The following is a 16,323-nucleotide window of genomic DNA, read 5'->3' as shown; positions in this document are numbered from 1 at the left end:
GAAGCGGCGGGTGCGGCAGGGCGGGCAGGGTTCTTGCCCTGCAGGAGGGCGTTGGGGTCCCAGTTCTTGTTCTTCTGCGCCTCGGCCGCATCCTGATCCGCGCTGCGCGCGCCCCCCTTGTTCAGAAAGGGCACGGGCACCTTGGTCACATACACGGCCACCGCCAACGCGCCCCCCAGGCCCACGAGGACGCCCAAAATGAAGCCGATGATGGTTCCGCCCGTCTGCTTTTTCTTCATGGTAGTAACTGCTTACATTCTGGCCGGGGCCGACACGCCCAGCACGGCCAAGCCATTGTGCAATACCTGGGCAGTGGCAGCGACGAGGGCAAGGCGCGCCAGCTTGACGGATTCGTCCTCCACGAGGATGCGCTCGGCGTCATAGTAGCTGTGGTAGCTGGCAGCGAGGTCGCGCAGGTAGAACGTCACATCGTGCGGAGCCTCGCCCTCGGCGGCTGCCGTGAGCATGTCGGGGTACTTGGCCAGTTGCAGCATCAGCGCCTGGGCCTGGGGGCCCTCCAGCGCGGACAGGTCGACATCCTTCAGGGCAGCGACATCGCCCCCGCCCTGCTCCTGCCAGCTGCGCAGCACCGAGCAGATGCGCGCATGCGCGTACTGCACGTAGTACACCGGGTTGTCATTGTTCTGCGCCACTGCCAGGTCCACGTCGAACGTGTATTCGGTGTCGGGCTTGCGGCTGAGCAGGAAGAAGCGCACGGCGTCCTTGCTGGTCCACTCGATCAGGTCGCGCAGCGTGACATAGCTGCCGGCGCGCTTGCTGATCTTGACCTCTTCGCCGCCCCGCACCACGCGCACCATGGTGTGCAGCACATAGTCGGGGTAGCCCTGCGGAATGCCCACGCCGGCCGCCTGCAAGCCGGCGCGCACGCGCGCAATGGTGCCGTGGTGGTCGGTGCCCTGGATGTTCACCACCTTGGTAAAGCCACGCTCCCATTTGGTGATGTGGTAGGCCACGTCGGGCACAAAGTAGGTGTAGCCGCCATCGCCCTTGCGCATGACGCGGTCCTTGTCATCACCGTACTCGGTGGACTTGAGCCACAGTGCGCCGTCATGCTCATAGGTCTTGCCCGCGTCACGCAGCTTCTGCACCACGGCGTCCACCTTGCCGCTGGTGTACAGGCTGGACTCGAGGTAGTAGTTGTCAAAGCGCACATCGAAGGCCTTGAGGTCCAGATCCTGTTCGTGGCGCAGATAGGCCACGGCGAACAGGCGCATGCCGTCAAGGTCGTTGACGTCGCCACTGGCGGTGAATTCGCGGTCGTCCGAGCGGACCGTCTTCTTGGCCAGGAAATCGGCCGCGATGTCGGCAATGTAGTCGCCGTTATAGGCCGCTTCGGGCCATTCGGCATCGCCCGGCTTGAAGCCGCGGGCCCGCATCTGCGTGGAAGTGGCCAGGGTGGCGATCTGCACACCCGCGTCGTTGTAATAGAACTCGCGGTACACGTCCCAGCCCTGGGTGTCGAACAGGTGGCTGATGGCATCGCCCAGCGCCGCCTGGCGGCCGTGGCCGACGTGCAGCGGCCCAGTGGGGTTGGCCGAGACGAACTCCACCAGCACGCGCGCATTGCGCCGGGGCCGATAGCCGAAACGCGCGCCCGCGCCAAGCACCTCGCGCACGATTTCCTGCTTGGCTGCAGGTTTCAGGCGGATGTTGATGAAGCCGGGGCCGGCGATTTCGATCTCGGTCACCCAGCGCTGGTAGACCGGCGTCGCCAGCAACGCCGTGCGCAGGTTCTCCGCCACCTGCCGCGGATTGAGCTTCAGCGGTTTGGCCAGCTGCATGGCAGCAGTGCAGGCGAAATCGCCATGTGAAGCCACCTTGGGCGATTCGAAGGCGGCCTTGGCGCCCGCGCCAGGGGATAGTTTTTCCAGCTCGGCCGCAAGCGCGGCCAGCAGATCTTGTTTGACAGAGAGCATCGCGCGATTTTACGGGGCTGGGGCAGGATGGCCGCCCTGCCCAGGGCGGCGATACGGCAAACTCCACCCGCCCACGGCATGCGCAGCGGCATCACCATGGACTTTGCGGATGTTCCGCGCAGCAACCCTCTCGCTCCGCGCGCTGCGGGCCGGCGCCCCGGGTTGTGCTTTCCTGCCATCCCATGGGCCGAAACACGAAGCCTCACCGCCAGGAGCCTTTGCATATGCTGCCACGTCCCATCCTGCTCTACCGACGCCGATGGACTCTGATATTCCAAGTGCCCTTTGCATTGCTGATGGCGGCCTGCTTTGCCTGCGCGGTCTATTTCGCGTGGAGGGCGCATACGCCTGTGGTTGCGGCTTTCTTCTGGTTGGGCGCTTTCGGTGCTTTCTGCATTGCAGGAAGCCTGGGCCACGCATCCCTGAATGCGTACCGCCTGCGAGAGCCCGCTTTGATCATCGACGAAGCCGGCATCACCGACTTGCGCGACACCGATCCGCGCACCCTGCCCTGGCACGCCATGCAGCGCGTGGTCTTGGACAACTACGAAAACACCATCCTGGTCAAACTGAGGCCCACACCTGACGCATCCCTTGTGCGCACGATCACCGACACCCTGCCACGGTGGCAATTGCGCGGAGATATCGTCTTTTCGCTGGGCGGGCTGGGTGACGACGCGAACCAGCTGCGGACCAGCCTCCAGGCTTTTCACCGAGCAGCCTGCCCGCCATCACTTGCACAGCACCCCCCGATCACCGCTGATGGGCCCGCATCCACGGCCGGCGGTCCCGCTCCCCGCTGAAGGGGAGAAAACGCACCTGAGCAGTGGCGCGGCAATGGCGCCGATATCGACCCGGGGTGCGCGCACATGAACGAAGGCATCGGCGCCACAAACTGCGAGCAGCGGGCGTCATCCGCGTTGTGGAGAGGGCCGTTATATGCTGCAATCCGCTTGGGTTGACGTTCGATGTTTTCCAACTTCTGGAGCCCTCCATGAAACAGCTTCTTTCCCTGACAGCACTGGGCCTGGCCCTCAGCTTCTCCCTGGGCGCTGCGCACGCCGCCGACGCTCCGGCACCCACCAAGCAACAATCCAAGATGGCCACCTGCAACAAGGAGGCCGGCGAAATGAAGGGCGACGAGCGCAAGTCCTTCATGAAGACATGCCTGAGCAACAAGCCCGCCACGCAACAGGACAAGATGAAAACCTGCAATACCGAAGCCAAGGGCAAGAAGGGTGACGAGCGCAAGTCCTTCATGAGCGAATGCCTCAAGAAGTGACATAGGCATCCGCCTTCTTCCAAAAGCCCGCCGGCTCCGCCGCGCGGGTTTTTTTGCGGGCATTGGATGGCCCTGCGCTCTCCACTATTTTGAGCATTTTTCCCCCAGCCCGGCACTCGAGCCGCCCAGCCATGAACACCCGCGCGAGCCACACCCCATCCATTTCTTGCGTCATGCCGGCCTACAACGAGGCCGGCAACCTCGGCACCGTGGTGCCCCAAGTGCTGGCGGCGCTCCAGGCGCTTTCTGCCCGCACCGAGGTCATCGTGGTCAATGACGGCAGTCGCGACGACACGGCAGCCGTGGCTCGTGCCCTGTGCGCGGCACACCCGGAGCTGGTGCTGGTGGACCTGTCCCGCAATTTCGGCAAGGAAGCAGCACTGACCGCTGGCTTGGACGCGGCACGCGGCGAGGTCGTGGTGCTGATGGATGCGGACGGTCAGCACCCTACGTCCATGCTGCGCGAAATGCTGGACAAATGGCGGCAGGGTAACGACGTGGTGTATGCCGTGCGCCGCACCCGCGACGACCAGTCAGCCCTTCACGGCCAGCTGGCGCACATGTTTTACCGACTGATCAACTGGGGCAGCCGCATCGAAATTCCGCCCAACGCGGGCGACTTCCGGTTGATAGACCGCAAGGTGGTGGAGGCGTTGAAGGCGCTGCCCGAGCGCAACCGGTTCATGAAGGGGTTGTATGCGTGGGTGGGGTTCCAGAGCACTGCACTGGAGTATGCGCCGCTGCCGCGCGCCGAGGGAAAGAGCAGCTTCGGTTTGCGCGGGTCGTTTGCGCTGGCACTGACGGGCATGGTCGCTTTTTCCTCTGCGCCGTTGCGCGCACTGTCGCTGCTGGGTCTGCTGCTGTCTGCCGCAGCCCTGGGGTATGGCGCCTGGGTGGTGATCGAGTATTTCTGGCTGGGCATCGATGTCCCAGGCTATGCCACCCTGGCCGCGGGCATGATGCTTCTCAGCGGGATCCAGTTGATGTCCATCGGTATCCTGGCCGAATACACCGGCCGCATTTACGACGAAGTCAAGCAGCGGCCCGCCTACCTGGTGCGCGAGCGCAGCGGCACCGGGCTGGCGTCGGATATCGGCCATCCCCCGCAGGGCTGAAGCGATGGGCCGCACGGGATTCTGGTTCATCGCCGTGGGCGGGGCGGCGGCGCTGACCCACATGGGCGTCTTCGCCCTCGCGCAGCACTGGCTGTGGCCCGAACTGGCCAACGCACTGGGGTTCGCCATTGCTTTCTTCGTGAGCTTCACCGGCCACCGCTGGCTGAGCTTTCACGATGCCGGCACCACCGTGGCGCAGAGTTTCACGCGGTTCTTGGCCACGGCGCTGGCCGGCTTTGCCACCAATGAACTGGCCTTTTCACTGCTGCTGCGCGCTGCGGACTGGCCTTCATTGCCGGCCTTGTTCACCGCCCTGGTGCTGGCAGCCGGGCAGACCTTTGTGCTCAGCCGCTTCTGGGCGTTCCGGCGCTGAGCGCCACAGGCTCCAGCCCGCCCCCCGCTGCACCTGCACCCAGCCCGCCGGAATCTGCCCTGCCGGCATGGCGTTCGGCGCCACCAGCCACTGGCCCGGCCGCCGCAACGCTGTGACAAGGACGTCGGGGGTCTGCAGCACGCGCCCGGCAGCCGCTTCGAAATCGGCTCCCTCGAATAACTCCCGGCGCCAGTTGTCGCCCGCCGCGCGCCGCAGTGCGGGCCAGTCCTGTACCACCACCATGGGCTGCACGGCCTGGGTGTAGAACGGCAGATCGTAGGGATACTCGCCCACCGCGTACACCGTGTCGGCAGTGCCCGCCTGGCAGGCCAGCGTGAAGGCAATGTCCGCCGTGCCCTGTCGGGCGGAATGGCGGGCTGCCACTTCGTTGAGCACGATGGCTCCCACCACCGCGCACAGCGCCAACATGCCGAATACGGCGCGCTCACGCGCATGGCGGCCCAGCCACTGCTGCCAGCCCACGGCGGCAAGCAGGGCCAGCGGCGGCAGCACCGGCAGCACATAGCCCACAATCTTCGACGCCGGTATGGAGAAGAAACCGACGATGGCAACGATCCATATCCAGCACAGCAGCCACACCGGTCTTGCTATTGAATCAGAAGCACCCTGCGCAGAATGCACGGGCACCTTCACCTGATTTGCCACAAAAACAATCCATGGAAAGAACAACCCCGCCAGGGCGGGCAGATAAAACCACCAGGGGCGGGGGTTGTTGAATGTGGTGCCGGTGTAGCGCCCGAACTGCTGCACGCCAAACAGGTAGCTGAAGAAATCCGGATAGTGCCGTTGTGCCAGCACAAACCACGGCAGGGCCATCAGGCCAAACAACGCCAGGCCGCTGAACCACGGCAGACGCAGCACCTTGGCGAACTGGCGCGTCCAGAGCAGCCAGATCAGCAGCACCAGCCCCGGCAAAGCCAGGCCAATCAGCCCCTTGGAAAGCACACCCAGGGCACAGGCGGCAAAACCCAGCCGCGCCCAACCGGCATGGGGCCGGTCCCCGTGCAGAAACGCCAGCGCAAAACTCCAGATGGCCACGCCAATCCAGGCAGCCACGAGCATGTCGTGGTTCACGTACTGGCCTGCGCCGAGGAAAGCGAGACTGGTGCCCAACATCACTGCCGCCCGGCGCGCCACGGCCGGCGTGCTCACACGCGATGCCGTCACGTACACCAGAACCAGCATCAAACCCGCATGCAAGGCGGGCACCAGCCGTGCCGCCCAGGCATTCACACCGAAGGTGGCCAGCGACAGCGACCCCAGCCAGTGCAGCAAGGGCGGCTTGTGGAAAAAGGGAATGCCGTCGAGCCGGGGGGTCAGCCAGTCGCCGGAGACCAGCATCCAGCGGCTGATCTCGGCGTAGCGCCCCTCGTCCGGCAGCGAAAGTGGGCGCAAGGCCGCCAGCACCAGCAGCAGCAGCCACAACGCGCCCATCGCCAGCCAGGCTCTCTTGGAATTTGTCATTGCGACACTCGATTCAATGTCAACGGGGTTCAGCGGCAAACAGAATACTCCCGCGAGCCAGGTGCACCCTCGCCTCGGCCAGCGCCTGTGCAAATGCCTCGCTGGCCAGATAGGCGCCCTCCTTGGCACGCGCCGGGCCGATGGTGTCATCCGCCTCCACGCCCTCGGCCGGATGGCACATCAGCACCGTCCCAGCGGGCGCATCGCGCAGCCAGCCCGCCATGGATTGCGCATAAGCCGCCTGGTCACCGGAAAAATCGTAGATCCCCGAAAGCAGCGCAGCATGCGGCACATGCGCCCTGTCTGCCTGACGGGCCAGCGCCCCGGCACCCCACGCGGCGATGATGCGGGCCTTCAGGTCGCGCTGCCCGCCCGGTGCAAGAGACACGCGCAACCAGGGCGACCGCTGCGGATAGCGCCGCCGAACCACCTCCACCAGCACTTCGCGGATGCCGCGGAACTGCTGCACATGCTGATGCCCGTCGATGTGGTCGGGCGGCGCCTTCCATTGGGTCTCGAATTCGTCGAGCTGCCGCTCGATCACGGACCGCACCGCCGAACGATTCAAGCCCCCCAATGCGGCACGCGCCATCAGGGCGCCCAGCGGCAGGCCGTGCCCGGACGCCATGGCGAACGCACTGGTCCAATCCAGGTGCAAGCCCACGTCCAGCTGGCCGCGCAAGGGCTGCAGCAGGGCCACGTCATGGGGCCAGCGCGGCGACAGCACCATGGCACTGGTGGCGCTCAGCCGGCCTTGCGCCGCCAGCGCAGCGATCCCCCGGGATACCGGGGCATTGAGCGCGAAATCATCGGCACACAGAACCAGCGGACGCGGCATCTCAGAAGAAATCGGATCCAACGCCATCGCCCTCCCGCACCCGCCATCCCCAGCCGTCCATCACACGGTGCACGTCACTGGGACCCGCCCCCGGCGGCCACAGCTCCAGCACGCCGTCGCGTTCCATGTCCTGCGCGGAAATCCATGGGCTCACGGCAAGATCCCCATCAATCAGCACGCGGGGCTTTTCAGGCAGCCGCAGCGCCAGGGCCCCGGCGGGGCTGGCCGGACCACTGATGATCTTGATCGGGCCACCCAATGCCTGCCGGGCAGGTCCTGCCACAGCCTGTGCAAGCGCCTCGGACGGGAATTCACGCCAATGGCCCACCTGCGTGCGGTGCCGCCCAAACACCGACGTGTCATACGACTGCCAGACCAAGACGGCCTGCAGCAGAACCAGGGCGCCCACGGCCCAGCAGAGCCCACGCCCGGCGCGCAAAGTCGCTTCGCGCACCCCGAGCGCGGCCATCAGCACGGGCACGGTCCACAGCGCGAAGGCGGTGCCCCACTGCAGTTGCAGATCCACACCACCCAGCACACCCATGGCGGCCATGAAAGCAGGCGGAAGAACGCCCCAGCACAGCAGCAACGAGTTGCCACGGGCTTGAAGGGCACGGTCCGCCGAGGACTCCAACGGCACCGGCGCCAGCCCCCGCTGGGCCCAATGCACCCCTAGCAGCAGCAGCACCGCGGGCAGGCAGCGGTTGAACAGCCAGTCCAGCAGCCACAGCGCCGTCGCCGACAGGCGGCGCAAGAGAGGCAGATCGGCCCCAAGCGAGGAATGCATGGCATAGGCGATCGGCCCGCGGGCCTGCTCCAGCAGCCAGACGACGTGCGGCATGAAGATCACCCCGCCCACAACGACCGCAAGCGCCAGCCCTTGGCACTGTTGGCGGTCGCGCCACAGCCCGTGGCGCACAAAAAGCCACAGCCCGCCGGTGGCAGCGACCGCGTACTGGTATTTGCTGAGCATCCCCAGTCCGCCAACCACGCCCAGCGCCAGCCACCAGCCCCACCGGGGTCGCGTAAGGATGCGCCACCACAGCCACGCGCTCAGCGCCACCCAGAACATCAGCACGACGTTGTGGTTGTAATAGTTCAGGCGCCCGTTGTAGAAGGTCACGCCCAACGCGGCCATCAGGCCGACCAACGCGTAGGCCCGGCCATGAATATCGCGCAGCAAAGACGCAAAGATCGCCAGCGATGCCAGTGTCAACAACGCCCCGAGCAGATAGGTGGTCCAGGCAGACCACCCGATCAGTTGCACCGCCGCCCACAGGACCCAGGTAGGAACCGGCGGATGCTTGTAGTAACCCCATTCCAGCGATCGCATCCACGTCAGCTGCTCAATGTTGTCGGCCGGCGGCGTGAGCGCAACAGAATCCAGATGCGCCAGCCAGACGGCGCTGAACAACAACAGCAACAGCAGCGTTACCGGGATGCCTTGCGGCACCCTCAACATCCCACCGGGAACACCCAACGATCGGCCAACGGCCCCATTCACACAAGAACGATCCACGAATGTCTCTCTACAGGGATAGGTAAGGGATGGCGAGGCAGACGCGCGCGGGATATCGCGCACTGCGGTGAAAACACTTGGCCGCGCGGGACGCTGGCTACCAGCCCCGCGCCCAGAACACGGCAATCACCGCCACGACGGGCAGGACATGCGACTGCACCATCACCAGGCGGCGCACCCGGCTGACTTCGCCGGCTTCGGGCAGCGCACCGGTGGCGCGCAGATTGCGGCGCCAGCGGCGAAACGACAGGCTGGGCCAGATGGACAGTACCGCCATCGCCACGAACAACGTGATCTTCAGATGGAACAGCGGCTGCGAGACATACCACGACATGCCCTTGATGCCCCACACCACGCGCGCCAGCCCCGTGAGCAGCAGCACCAGCGCGGTCACGCCATAGATCACGTCAAGCCGCACGAGCCGCTCGACCACGGCGGCATTCATCCATTCGGTGCGGCACAGCGCGGCCTGGCTCGACATGAAGACCACCAGGGTCAGGATGGCCACCATGTGCAGGGCGGCCAAAACGGCTTCGAGAGTCATTGCAGATCCTTGTAAAACCCGGCGCCAGAGCCCGCCGCACCACCACCATGGGGCGTCATGCGGCCGTCCAGAAGCCGGGCTGGCTGTAATTGTGCTTGAGGAAATCAATCCACAGACGCACGCGCAGCGGCATGTGCTTGCGCTGGGGGAAGACCACGTAGATGCCGTTGGGTGGCGCGGCGAACTCCTCCAGCACCTCCACCAGCCGGCCAGCCGCGATTTCCGACTCGACCTCCCAGGTGCTGCGCCAGGCCAGACCATAGCCCGCCAGGCACCAGTCGTGCAGTACCTGGCCGTCCGAGCAATCCAGCGGCCCGCCCGGCTTGAGGTGCACCACCTCGCTGCCGCCGCCATCGGTCGGCATGCGAAACGCCCAGCCGCGCGTCTGCGATGCTTCGCTCGACAAGGTCAGGCAATCGTGCGCCGAGAGTTCTGCGGGGTGCCGGGGCGTGCCATGGCCCTGCAGATAGGCCGGTGTGGCCACGCACAGGCGGCGGTTGTCGGCAATGCGCACGCTCACCAGCGACGAATCTGGCAGATCACCTACACGCACGGCGCAGTCGAAACCCTCGCCCGCGAGGTCCACCACGCGGTCGCTCAGGTTGAGCGAAATGGTCACGTCAGGGTGCGCCGTGCGAAACCGGGGCACCAGGGGCGCCACATGGCGGCGGCCAAAGCCTGCCGGCGCAGTGATGCGCAGGTGCCCCGTGGCCTTCACACCTCCTTCGGACACGCTGGCTTCGGCATTGGCCACGTCGGACAGCAGGCGCTGGCAGTCTTCCAGAAACGCGCTGCCTTCGTGCGTGAGGCTGATGCGCCGCGTCGTGCGCACCAGCAGCTTCACGCCCAGGTGTTCTTCCAGGGCATCGAGCCGGCGCCCCATGATGGCGGGCGCCACGCCTTCGGCCTTGGCGGCTGCGGTGAGGCTGCCACGCGTGGCCACCGAAACAAAGGATTCGAAGGCCTTGAGTTTGTCCATGGGCGCTGATTATGGGGACAAATGGCGCCCGCGGGGCCCGGTGGTCGGCCTCCGCCGATTCTTTTGCCATCAATGGCCTGTTGCGCTTATTGTGTGGGCGTATGTAGCTATATTTAATATAGCAATGCAGGCTGCTCAACGCGCCGCAGACGGGCCGCACCCACGAGATCCGCTGGAGCGCCAGCGGCCACTCCGGCGCTGTGCAACCCGGGCGGCAGGGCTTTGCGCTGACGCCTGCGGTGGCCTGGGCTTGGCGGCGAAGACCCCCGGCCCCCGAAGACCGGCAGCCTTTGTCCAGCCGATGTGCGCGGACCTGCGCGGCTTCTTCGGGTACAGCCATGGCGCTGGTGCCCCCACACCAGCGCTCTGCGAATCGGCCCTCACCCCTGGCCGGGCGCCATCAGCAGCTTGGCGCGCGGCTTGTCAGCCGCCAACGCCGCTGGCGCCAATCGGGCCTTTTGCGACAAGGCCCGGGCTCCGCCGTCCTCGCCGTCCCACATCCCAGCCAGCCGCGCTTCGTGCATTCCTCTCGCCCGCTCACTTGTGCAAAAAAGTCACTGGTTTCGAGATATTCAAAGGGTTTATGCCATCAAACAATTGCAATACAGTCTGCCCATGGTCCGCCAAAGTGCGGGCCCTCCGACTGCTTTTTTCTTTTTCTCTACGTTAGGCATCGCACCATGACCGCACGCACTTCTGTTCACGGCCTGCAAGTGGCCACCTCCTTGTACCGCTTCGTGGAAGACAAGGTACTGCCCGGCACTGGCGTGCAGAGCAGTGCTTTCTGGAAGGGGTTTGACGCCATCGTGGCCGATCTGGCTCCGCGCAACATCGCCCTGTTGGCCGAACGCGACCGCCTGCAGACCGAGCTGGACACGTGGCACAAGGCCAACCCCGGCCCGATCAAGGACATGGTGGCCTACCGCGGGTTTCTCGAGAAGATCGGCTACCTGGTGCCCCAGCCTGCCGACGTGAAGACCACCACGGGCAACGTGGACGACGAACTGGCCACGCAGGCCGGCCCGCAACTCGTGGTGCCCATCCTGAATGCCCGCTACGCCCTGAATGCCGCCAACGCGCGCTGGGGCAGCCTGTACGACGCACTGTATGGCACCGACGCCATCCCCGAAACCGATGGTGCCGAGAAGGGCAAGGGCTACAACCCGGTCCGCGGCGCCAAAGTGATCGCTTTCGCCCGCGACGTGCTTGACCAATCTGCCCCCCTGGCCAGCGGCTCGCACAAGGATGCCAACGGCTACCGCGTCGAGGGCGGCCAACTCGTGGTGCAGCTGGCGGGCGGCAGCAGCACCGGCCTGAAGGACCCCGGCCAGTTCAAGGGCTACCAGGGCGATGCGGCTGCGCCGTCATCGGTTCTGCTGCAGCACAACGGCCTGCACCTGGACATCCAGATCAACCGCGCCACGCCCATCGGCCAATCCGACGCCGCTGGCGTGAGCGACCTGGTGCTTGAAGCCGCGCTCTCGACCATCCTTGACCTCGAAGACTCGGTGGCTGCCGTGGATGCCGAGGACAAGGTGCTGGGCTACAGCAACTGGCTGGGCATCATCCAGGCCACGCTGACCGAATCGTTCGAGAAGGGCGGCAAGACCGTGACGCGCGGCCTGAACCCCGACCGCGTGTACACCGCCGCCAGCGGCACGGGCGAAGTGCGCCTGCATGGGCGCTCGCTCATGTTCCTGCGCAACGTGGGCCACCTGATGACCAACCCGGCCATCCTGTGGACCGACGCGCAGGGCACGCAGCGCGAGATCCCCGAAGGCATCATGGACGCGGTGGTGACCACCGCCATCGCCCTGCACGACCTGCAGGGCCGTGGCGCCCATGGCATCCGCAACTCGCGCAAGGGCTCTGTCTACATCGTCAAGCCCAAGATGCACGGCCCCGCCGAAGTGGCCTTTGCCGCCGAACTGTTCAGCCGCGTGGAAAAGCTGCTGGGCTTGCCCGACAGCACCGTCAAGCTGGGCATCATGGACGAAGAGCGCCGCACGTCGGTCAACCTCAAGGCCTGCATCGCCGCCGCATCCAGCCGCGTGGCGTTCATCAACACCGGCTTCCTGGACCGCACCGGCGACGAGATGCACACCGCCATGCACGCCGGGCCGATGATCCGCAAGGGCGACATGAAGACCAGTGCCTGGATCCAGGCCTACGAGCGCAACAACGTGCTGGTGGGGCTGTCGTGCGGCCTGCGCGGCAAGGCGCAGATCGGCAAGGGCATGTGGGCCATGCCCGACCTGATGGCCGAAATGCTCAAGCAGAAGATCGCCCACCCCAAGGCCGGTGCCAACACCGCCTGGGTGCCCAGCCCGACGGGCGCCACGCTGCACGCGCTGCACTACCACCAGGTCAAGGTGAGCGACGTGCAGATCGAACTGGAGAAGATCGACGCCAATGCTGAGCGCGACAACCTGCTGACCGGCCTGCTCACCGTGCCCGTGAGTGCCAACCCGAACTGGAGCGACGCTGAGAAGCAGCAGGAGCTCGACAACAACGCGCAGGGCATCCTGGGCTACGTGGTGCGCTGGGTGGACCAAGGCGTGGGTTGTTCCAAGGTGCCGGACATCCACAACGTGGGACTGATGGAAGACCGTGCCACGCTGCGCATCAGCAGCCAGCACATGGCCAACTGGCTGCTGCACGGCGTGGTCAGCCAGGCGCAGGTGCAGGAAACCTTCCGCCGCATGGCAGCCGTGGTGGACCAGCAGAACGCAGGCGATCCGCTGTACAAGCCCATGGCTGGCCACTTCGACACCTCGTACGCCTACCGCGCCGCTGTAGAGCTGGTGACCAAGGGCACCGAACAGCCCAGCGGTTACACCGAGCCGCTGCTGCACGCCTGGCGCCTGAAGCTCAAGGCCGCGGCGTAAAGGCGCAGATCCGGCCGACGTGGACGTTAATGCTACTTATTAGATAGCACCCAGTCCACACCGCGAAAGCGCAAGGCGAGGTTTGGGCGCATAAGAGGCATCCTTCGGGGTGCCTTTTGCGTTGGGCTGTCGCTTTACACTGGCGCCTGTTCCCCTCCAACCCCCACATGCCCATAACTCCCTCCGTCGATACGCACCGGTGCCCCCTCTGCGGGCAAGCCAACCAATGCGCCACGGTGGCCGGAGCACCGCCCGAGACGTGCTGGTGCATGACGGCGCAGGTGTCGCCAGCCGCCCTGGCCCGCGTGCCCCCAGCACTGCGTGGGGCCACATGTCTCTGCCCCGCTTGCGCTGCGCCGCAGCCGGAAAAGCCCGAACCGCCTGCGCGCGACACCGCACCGATATGATGGGCTCTTGCATTGCAAGGAGCCATTGAGCATGCCGACGTACCACATTGAAATGATGGAAGGCCGCGCCATCGAGCAGACGACAAAGCGGGGGGCCGAGGTCAACCGCGCCTCTGCCCCGATCCTGGGCTGCTCGCCCGACTCCATGGACATGGTCGTCACCGGCGCGGAACGCGAAAGCCGGGCGACCGACGGCGCACTCCGGCCCCAGCCCTCCTGAACGCCGCACGATGACGCCGCACTCAGGCTCGCTGGCCGTACTGTGTGCGCGCTATGGCGAGCGCTATCGGTGGCTGGTGCTGCTGTCGGTGATGGTGGGCACGATGGCCTCCATCATGTCGTCGACGATCGTCAACGTAGCGATTCCAGACTTGAGCCACTATTTCGCGCTAGGCCAGGACCGCGCCCAATGGGTCACATCGGGCTTCATGGTGGCCACCACGGTGTCGATGCTGACCACGCCGTGGCTGCTGGGGCGCTACGGCTACCGCGCCACCTACGTGGGCGCCATGGTGCTGCTGCTGGCCGGCGGCATGGGCGGTGGACTTGCGGGCCACTTTGGCTGGGTGCTTGCCGCGCGCGTGGCCGAAGGACTGGCCGCCGGCGTCGTCCAGCCCATCCCCGCCGTCATCATCCTTCATGCGTTCAAGCCCCACGAACAGGGACGTGCCAGCGGCATCTTCGGCATGGGGGTGGTGTTAGCACCCGCCATCGGGCCTAGCTTGGGCGGGCTGTTGGTCGACTGGTTTGGCTGGCGCTCCATCTTTTTCATGGTGGCGCCCTTTTGCCTCGCGTCCATCGCATTGGCCTACCAGTTCATTCCCGTCACGGCCCCAGGCGGCATGCCAGCGGACCGGGGCGGCGAGCCGCTGGACTGGCGCGGCCTTGCACTGGGAACGCTGGGCACGCTCTGCCTGTTGAATGGCCTCGTGGCGCTACACAGTGGACCGTATGCGCAGGCCCTGCTGCTTCTGGGTGGCGCCGTACTCTCGTTCGCGCTGTTCCTGTGGTGGCAGCGCCGGATCACGATGCGCGGCCAGAAGCCGCTGATGGATTTGCGGGTCTTCGAATACCGCCAGTTCGCCATGGGCAGCGTGGTGGCATTCATCTATGGCACGGCGCTGTTCGGATCCACCTATCTGCTGCCTGTTTTCATGCAGCTAGGCCTTCAACTGTCGCCGTCCCACGTGGGAACCATCATGCTGCCTTCGGGGCTGGTGTTGGCGCTCACCATTCCCATCGTCGGTCGCCTGGCCGACAGGGCGCCCACCCACTGGCTGGTGGGCACGGGTCTGGCACTGTTGGGGCTGTCTTTTATGCTGATGGTCCTGATCGGCCCACAGTCCGCATTGTGGCTGCTGGTGCTGTTTGCGGTGCTGGGCCGTATCGGCTTGGGTTTCATCCTGCCCTCGCTCAACCTGGGCGCCATGCGACCTTTGGACAAGAGCCTCATCTCGCAAGGATCGAGCGTGATCGGCTTCGTGCGCATGCTGGGCGGCGCTGCAGGCGTGAGCCTCTGTGGCATCGTTTTGGAATGGCGCCTCGCAGCCCATGGGGACACACTGGCAGCATCGGCCACGAGTACTGCACGCGTGGCTGCATTCGGCGAAGCGTTCGTGATGCTGGCAGGGCTTTGCCTGCTGGCCCTCATTGCCGCCTGGCAACTACGCCCTGCCCCTCGCCCGCCTGTGCGGGAGATGCTGGGCTGACCTTTATCTCTTGACCACCCGATCTGCCATGTGCCAATTGCTTGGAATGAACAGCAATACCCCGACGGACATCACGTTCAGCTTTCGCGGATTTGCGCAACGCGGCGGCAATACAGCCGATCATTCCGATGGCTGGGGCATTGCCTTCTTCGAAGACAAAGGACTGCGCCACTTCGTGGACCATCAGCGCGCCGCCGACTCCCCCATAGCCGAGCTGATTCGGCACTACCCCATCAAGAGCCAGAACGTCATAGCGCACATACGCAAAGCAACTCAGGGGTCCGTCAGCCTGCAAAACTGCCATCCCTTCGTGCGCGAACTGTGGGGGCGCTACTGGGTGTTCGCGCACAACGGCGATCTCAAGGAATTCCGACCAAGGCTTCACGCCCACTTCCACCCGGTGGGCAATACCGACAGCGAGCATGTTTTCTGCTGGCTGCTGCAAGAGCTTGCCAAATCCCATGCAGGCATGCCGAGCGTCATGGAACTGACGCGCACGCTGCGCGAGCTGGCCCCCAGGATCGCCGCACACGGCACTTTCAATTTTCTTTTGTCCAACGGCGAAGCCCTGTGGGCGCACGCGTCGACCCAGCTGTACCGGCTCCAAAGGCGGCATCCCTTTGCCGTGGCCCAGCTCTGCGACGAAGACCTGTGCATCGATTTTGCGCCGCTGACCACGGCGTCTGACCGGGTACTGCTGCTGGCCACGGAGCCGCTGACCGTGAACGAGGACTGGAAGGCATTTGGCTCCGGGGAGCTGAAGGTATTCACCGGCGGCCAGGAAGCTCTCTGAGGGCCTCACATTGTTCGGCCTGGGCTGCCGACTTCTCAAAACTCTGTCCCGCGAGCCAGCGCGCCCTACGGCGCTGCGCCTGTCACGTAGTGAATGCAGCTGGAGCTGAAGGCAGAGTTCTCAGGGCAAGTTTGCGAGGGCCACAGCTGAATCTTTCGTGCTGTGATTGCCGGAGGTGACCGCATAGGGAACCGAACTGAGGCGAGGGGGAATTGCAGCGGCCAGTGTTCGGATCTTTGGCGCGAATGGTTTTTGCGCGGCCAAAGCAGAAACGCCCCACTCAAAGGATGAGCGGGGCGTTGCTGGGCTGTAAGAGCCTGACGATGACCTACTTTCACACGGGAACCCGCACTATCATCGGCGCAAAGTCGTTTCACTGTCCTGTTCGGGATGGGAAGGAGTGGGACCAACTTGCTATGGTCATCAGGCATAACTTGGTGTCGTGCTGCTCTGA

15 protein-coding genes, 1 rRNA gene and 1 pseudogene are annotated in these 16,323 nt (G+C 65.3%); 9 read left to right on the top strand and 8 right to left on the bottom strand.

Going from position 1 to position 16,323, the window contains the following annotated elements; translation table 11 throughout:
* Together ACDELDRAFT_RS10970 and argS are read right to left on the bottom strand one after the other, a co-directional pair.
* A pseudogene (locus ACDELDRAFT_RS10970) lies at nt 1-239 on the bottom strand (SPOR domain-containing protein); the annotation flags it as partial.
* Between the two features lie 12 nt (nt 240-251).
* A complete protein-coding gene (gene argS / locus ACDELDRAFT_RS10965; RefSeq protein WP_005796572.1) occupies nt 252-1,937 on the bottom strand; it encodes an arginine--tRNA ligase in 1,686 nt (561 codons plus the stop codon).
* 224 nt (nt 1,938-2,161) lie between these two features.
* Between argS and ACDELDRAFT_RS10960 the strand changes: the two genes are divergently transcribed.
* From ACDELDRAFT_RS10960 to ACDELDRAFT_RS24080, 4 genes are all read left to right on the top strand, one after another.
* On the top strand, nt 2,162-2,740 hold the full coding sequence (locus tag ACDELDRAFT_RS10960; RefSeq protein ID WP_005796570.1) for a hypothetical protein: 579 nt from the start codon (nt 2,162-2,164) through the stop codon (nt 2,738-2,740).
* 191 nt (nt 2,741-2,931) lie between these two features.
* A complete protein-coding gene (locus tag ACDELDRAFT_RS10955) occupies nt 2,932-3,219 on the top strand; it encodes a PsiF family protein (protein ID WP_005796569.1) in 288 nt (95 codons plus the stop codon).
* A 131-nt stretch (nt 3,220-3,350) separates the two neighbouring features.
* Nucleotides 3,351-4,334, top strand: coding sequence for a glycosyltransferase family 2 protein (locus tag ACDELDRAFT_RS10950; RefSeq protein WP_005796567.1), 984 nt, complete (start codon nt 3,351-3,353; stop codon nt 4,332-4,334).
* Nucleotides 4,335-4,338: 4 nt separating this feature from the next.
* Entirely contained in the window at nt 4,339-4,707 is a 369-nt protein-coding gene (locus ACDELDRAFT_RS24080; protein ID WP_005796565.1) for a GtrA family protein, read from the top strand.
* On the opposite strand, the gene ACDELDRAFT_RS10945 is transcribed toward ACDELDRAFT_RS24080, so the two are convergent.
* The 5 genes from ACDELDRAFT_RS10945 to ACDELDRAFT_RS10925 all read right to left on the bottom strand — a co-directional run bounded on the left by ACDELDRAFT_RS10945 (nt 4,624) and on the right by ACDELDRAFT_RS10925 (nt 10,072).
* Nucleotides 4,624-6,192 (bottom strand): ArnT family glycosyltransferase, encoded by a 1,569-nt coding sequence (locus tag ACDELDRAFT_RS10945; protein ID WP_005796564.1) that lies wholly within the window; start codon nt 6,190-6,192, stop codon nt 4,624-4,626. The two genes, ACDELDRAFT_RS24080 and ACDELDRAFT_RS10945, sit on opposite strands and share 84 nt — an antisense overlap.
* 19 nt (nt 6,193-6,211) lie before the next feature.
* Nucleotides 6,212-7,030: a ChbG/HpnK family deacetylase gene (locus tag ACDELDRAFT_RS10940; protein ID WP_100084426.1), complete on the bottom strand. Its 819-nt coding sequence runs from the start codon at nt 7,028-7,030 to the stop codon at nt 6,212-6,214.
* A gap of 1 nt (nt 7,031) precedes the next feature.
* Nucleotides 7,032-8,549: a glycosyltransferase family 39 protein gene (locus ACDELDRAFT_RS10935; protein WP_198403242.1), complete on the bottom strand. Its 1,518-nt coding sequence runs from the start codon at nt 8,547-8,549 to the stop codon at nt 7,032-7,034.
* Nucleotides 8,550-8,646: 97 nt separating this feature from the next.
* A complete protein-coding gene (locus ACDELDRAFT_RS10930) occupies nt 8,647-9,093 on the bottom strand; it encodes a DUF2214 family protein (RefSeq protein ID WP_005796558.1) in 447 nt (148 codons plus the stop codon).
* Between the two features lie 55 nt (nt 9,094-9,148).
* Nucleotides 9,149-10,072 (bottom strand): LysR family transcriptional regulator, encoded by a 924-nt coding sequence (locus ACDELDRAFT_RS10925; protein ID WP_005796557.1) that lies wholly within the window; start codon nt 10,070-10,072, stop codon nt 9,149-9,151.
* Nucleotides 10,073-10,752: 680 nt separating this feature from the next.
* Between ACDELDRAFT_RS10925 and ACDELDRAFT_RS10920 the strand changes: the two genes are divergently transcribed.
* The 5 genes from ACDELDRAFT_RS10920 to ACDELDRAFT_RS10905 all read left to right on the top strand — a co-directional run bounded on the left by ACDELDRAFT_RS10920 (nt 10,753) and on the right by ACDELDRAFT_RS10905 (nt 15,869).
* Complete coding sequence (locus ACDELDRAFT_RS10920; RefSeq protein ID WP_005796555.1) at nt 10,753-12,960, top strand: malate synthase G; 2,208 nt, start codon at nt 10,753-10,755, stop codon at nt 12,958-12,960.
* 167 nt (nt 12,961-13,127) lie between these two features.
* Nucleotides 13,128-13,367: a cysteine-rich CWC family protein gene (locus tag ACDELDRAFT_RS24075; protein ID WP_081470113.1), complete on the top strand. Its 240-nt coding sequence runs from the start codon at nt 13,128-13,130 to the stop codon at nt 13,365-13,367.
* A 31-nt stretch (nt 13,368-13,398) separates the two neighbouring features.
* A complete protein-coding gene (locus tag ACDELDRAFT_RS10915; protein WP_005796552.1) occupies nt 13,399-13,587 on the top strand; it encodes a hypothetical protein in 189 nt (62 codons plus the stop codon).
* Nucleotides 13,588-13,597: 10 nt separating this feature from the next.
* Nucleotides 13,598-15,076, top strand: coding sequence for a DHA2 family efflux MFS transporter permease subunit (locus tag ACDELDRAFT_RS10910; RefSeq protein WP_005796550.1), 1,479 nt, complete (start codon nt 13,598-13,600; stop codon nt 15,074-15,076).
* 28 nt (nt 15,077-15,104) lie between these two features.
* Nucleotides 15,105-15,869: a class II glutamine amidotransferase gene (locus tag ACDELDRAFT_RS10905; protein WP_040328859.1), complete on the top strand. Its 765-nt coding sequence runs from the start codon at nt 15,105-15,107 to the stop codon at nt 15,867-15,869.
* 315 nt (nt 15,870-16,184) lie between these two features.
* Here the strand turns inward: ACDELDRAFT_RS10905 and rrf are convergent.
* A 5S ribosomal RNA gene (gene rrf, locus ACDELDRAFT_RS10900) occupies nt 16,185-16,297 on the bottom strand.
* Between the last annotated feature and the right edge of the window lie 26 nt (nt 16,298-16,323).

Source organism: Acidovorax delafieldii 2AN (genome assembly GCF_000175235.1).
GTDB classification, from domain to species: Bacteria; Pseudomonadota; Gammaproteobacteria; order Burkholderiales; family Burkholderiaceae_C; genus Acidovorax; species Acidovorax delafieldii_B.
Note: the sequence above shows the minus strand (reverse complement) of the source record. Positions and strands in the feature narration are given on the sequence as shown.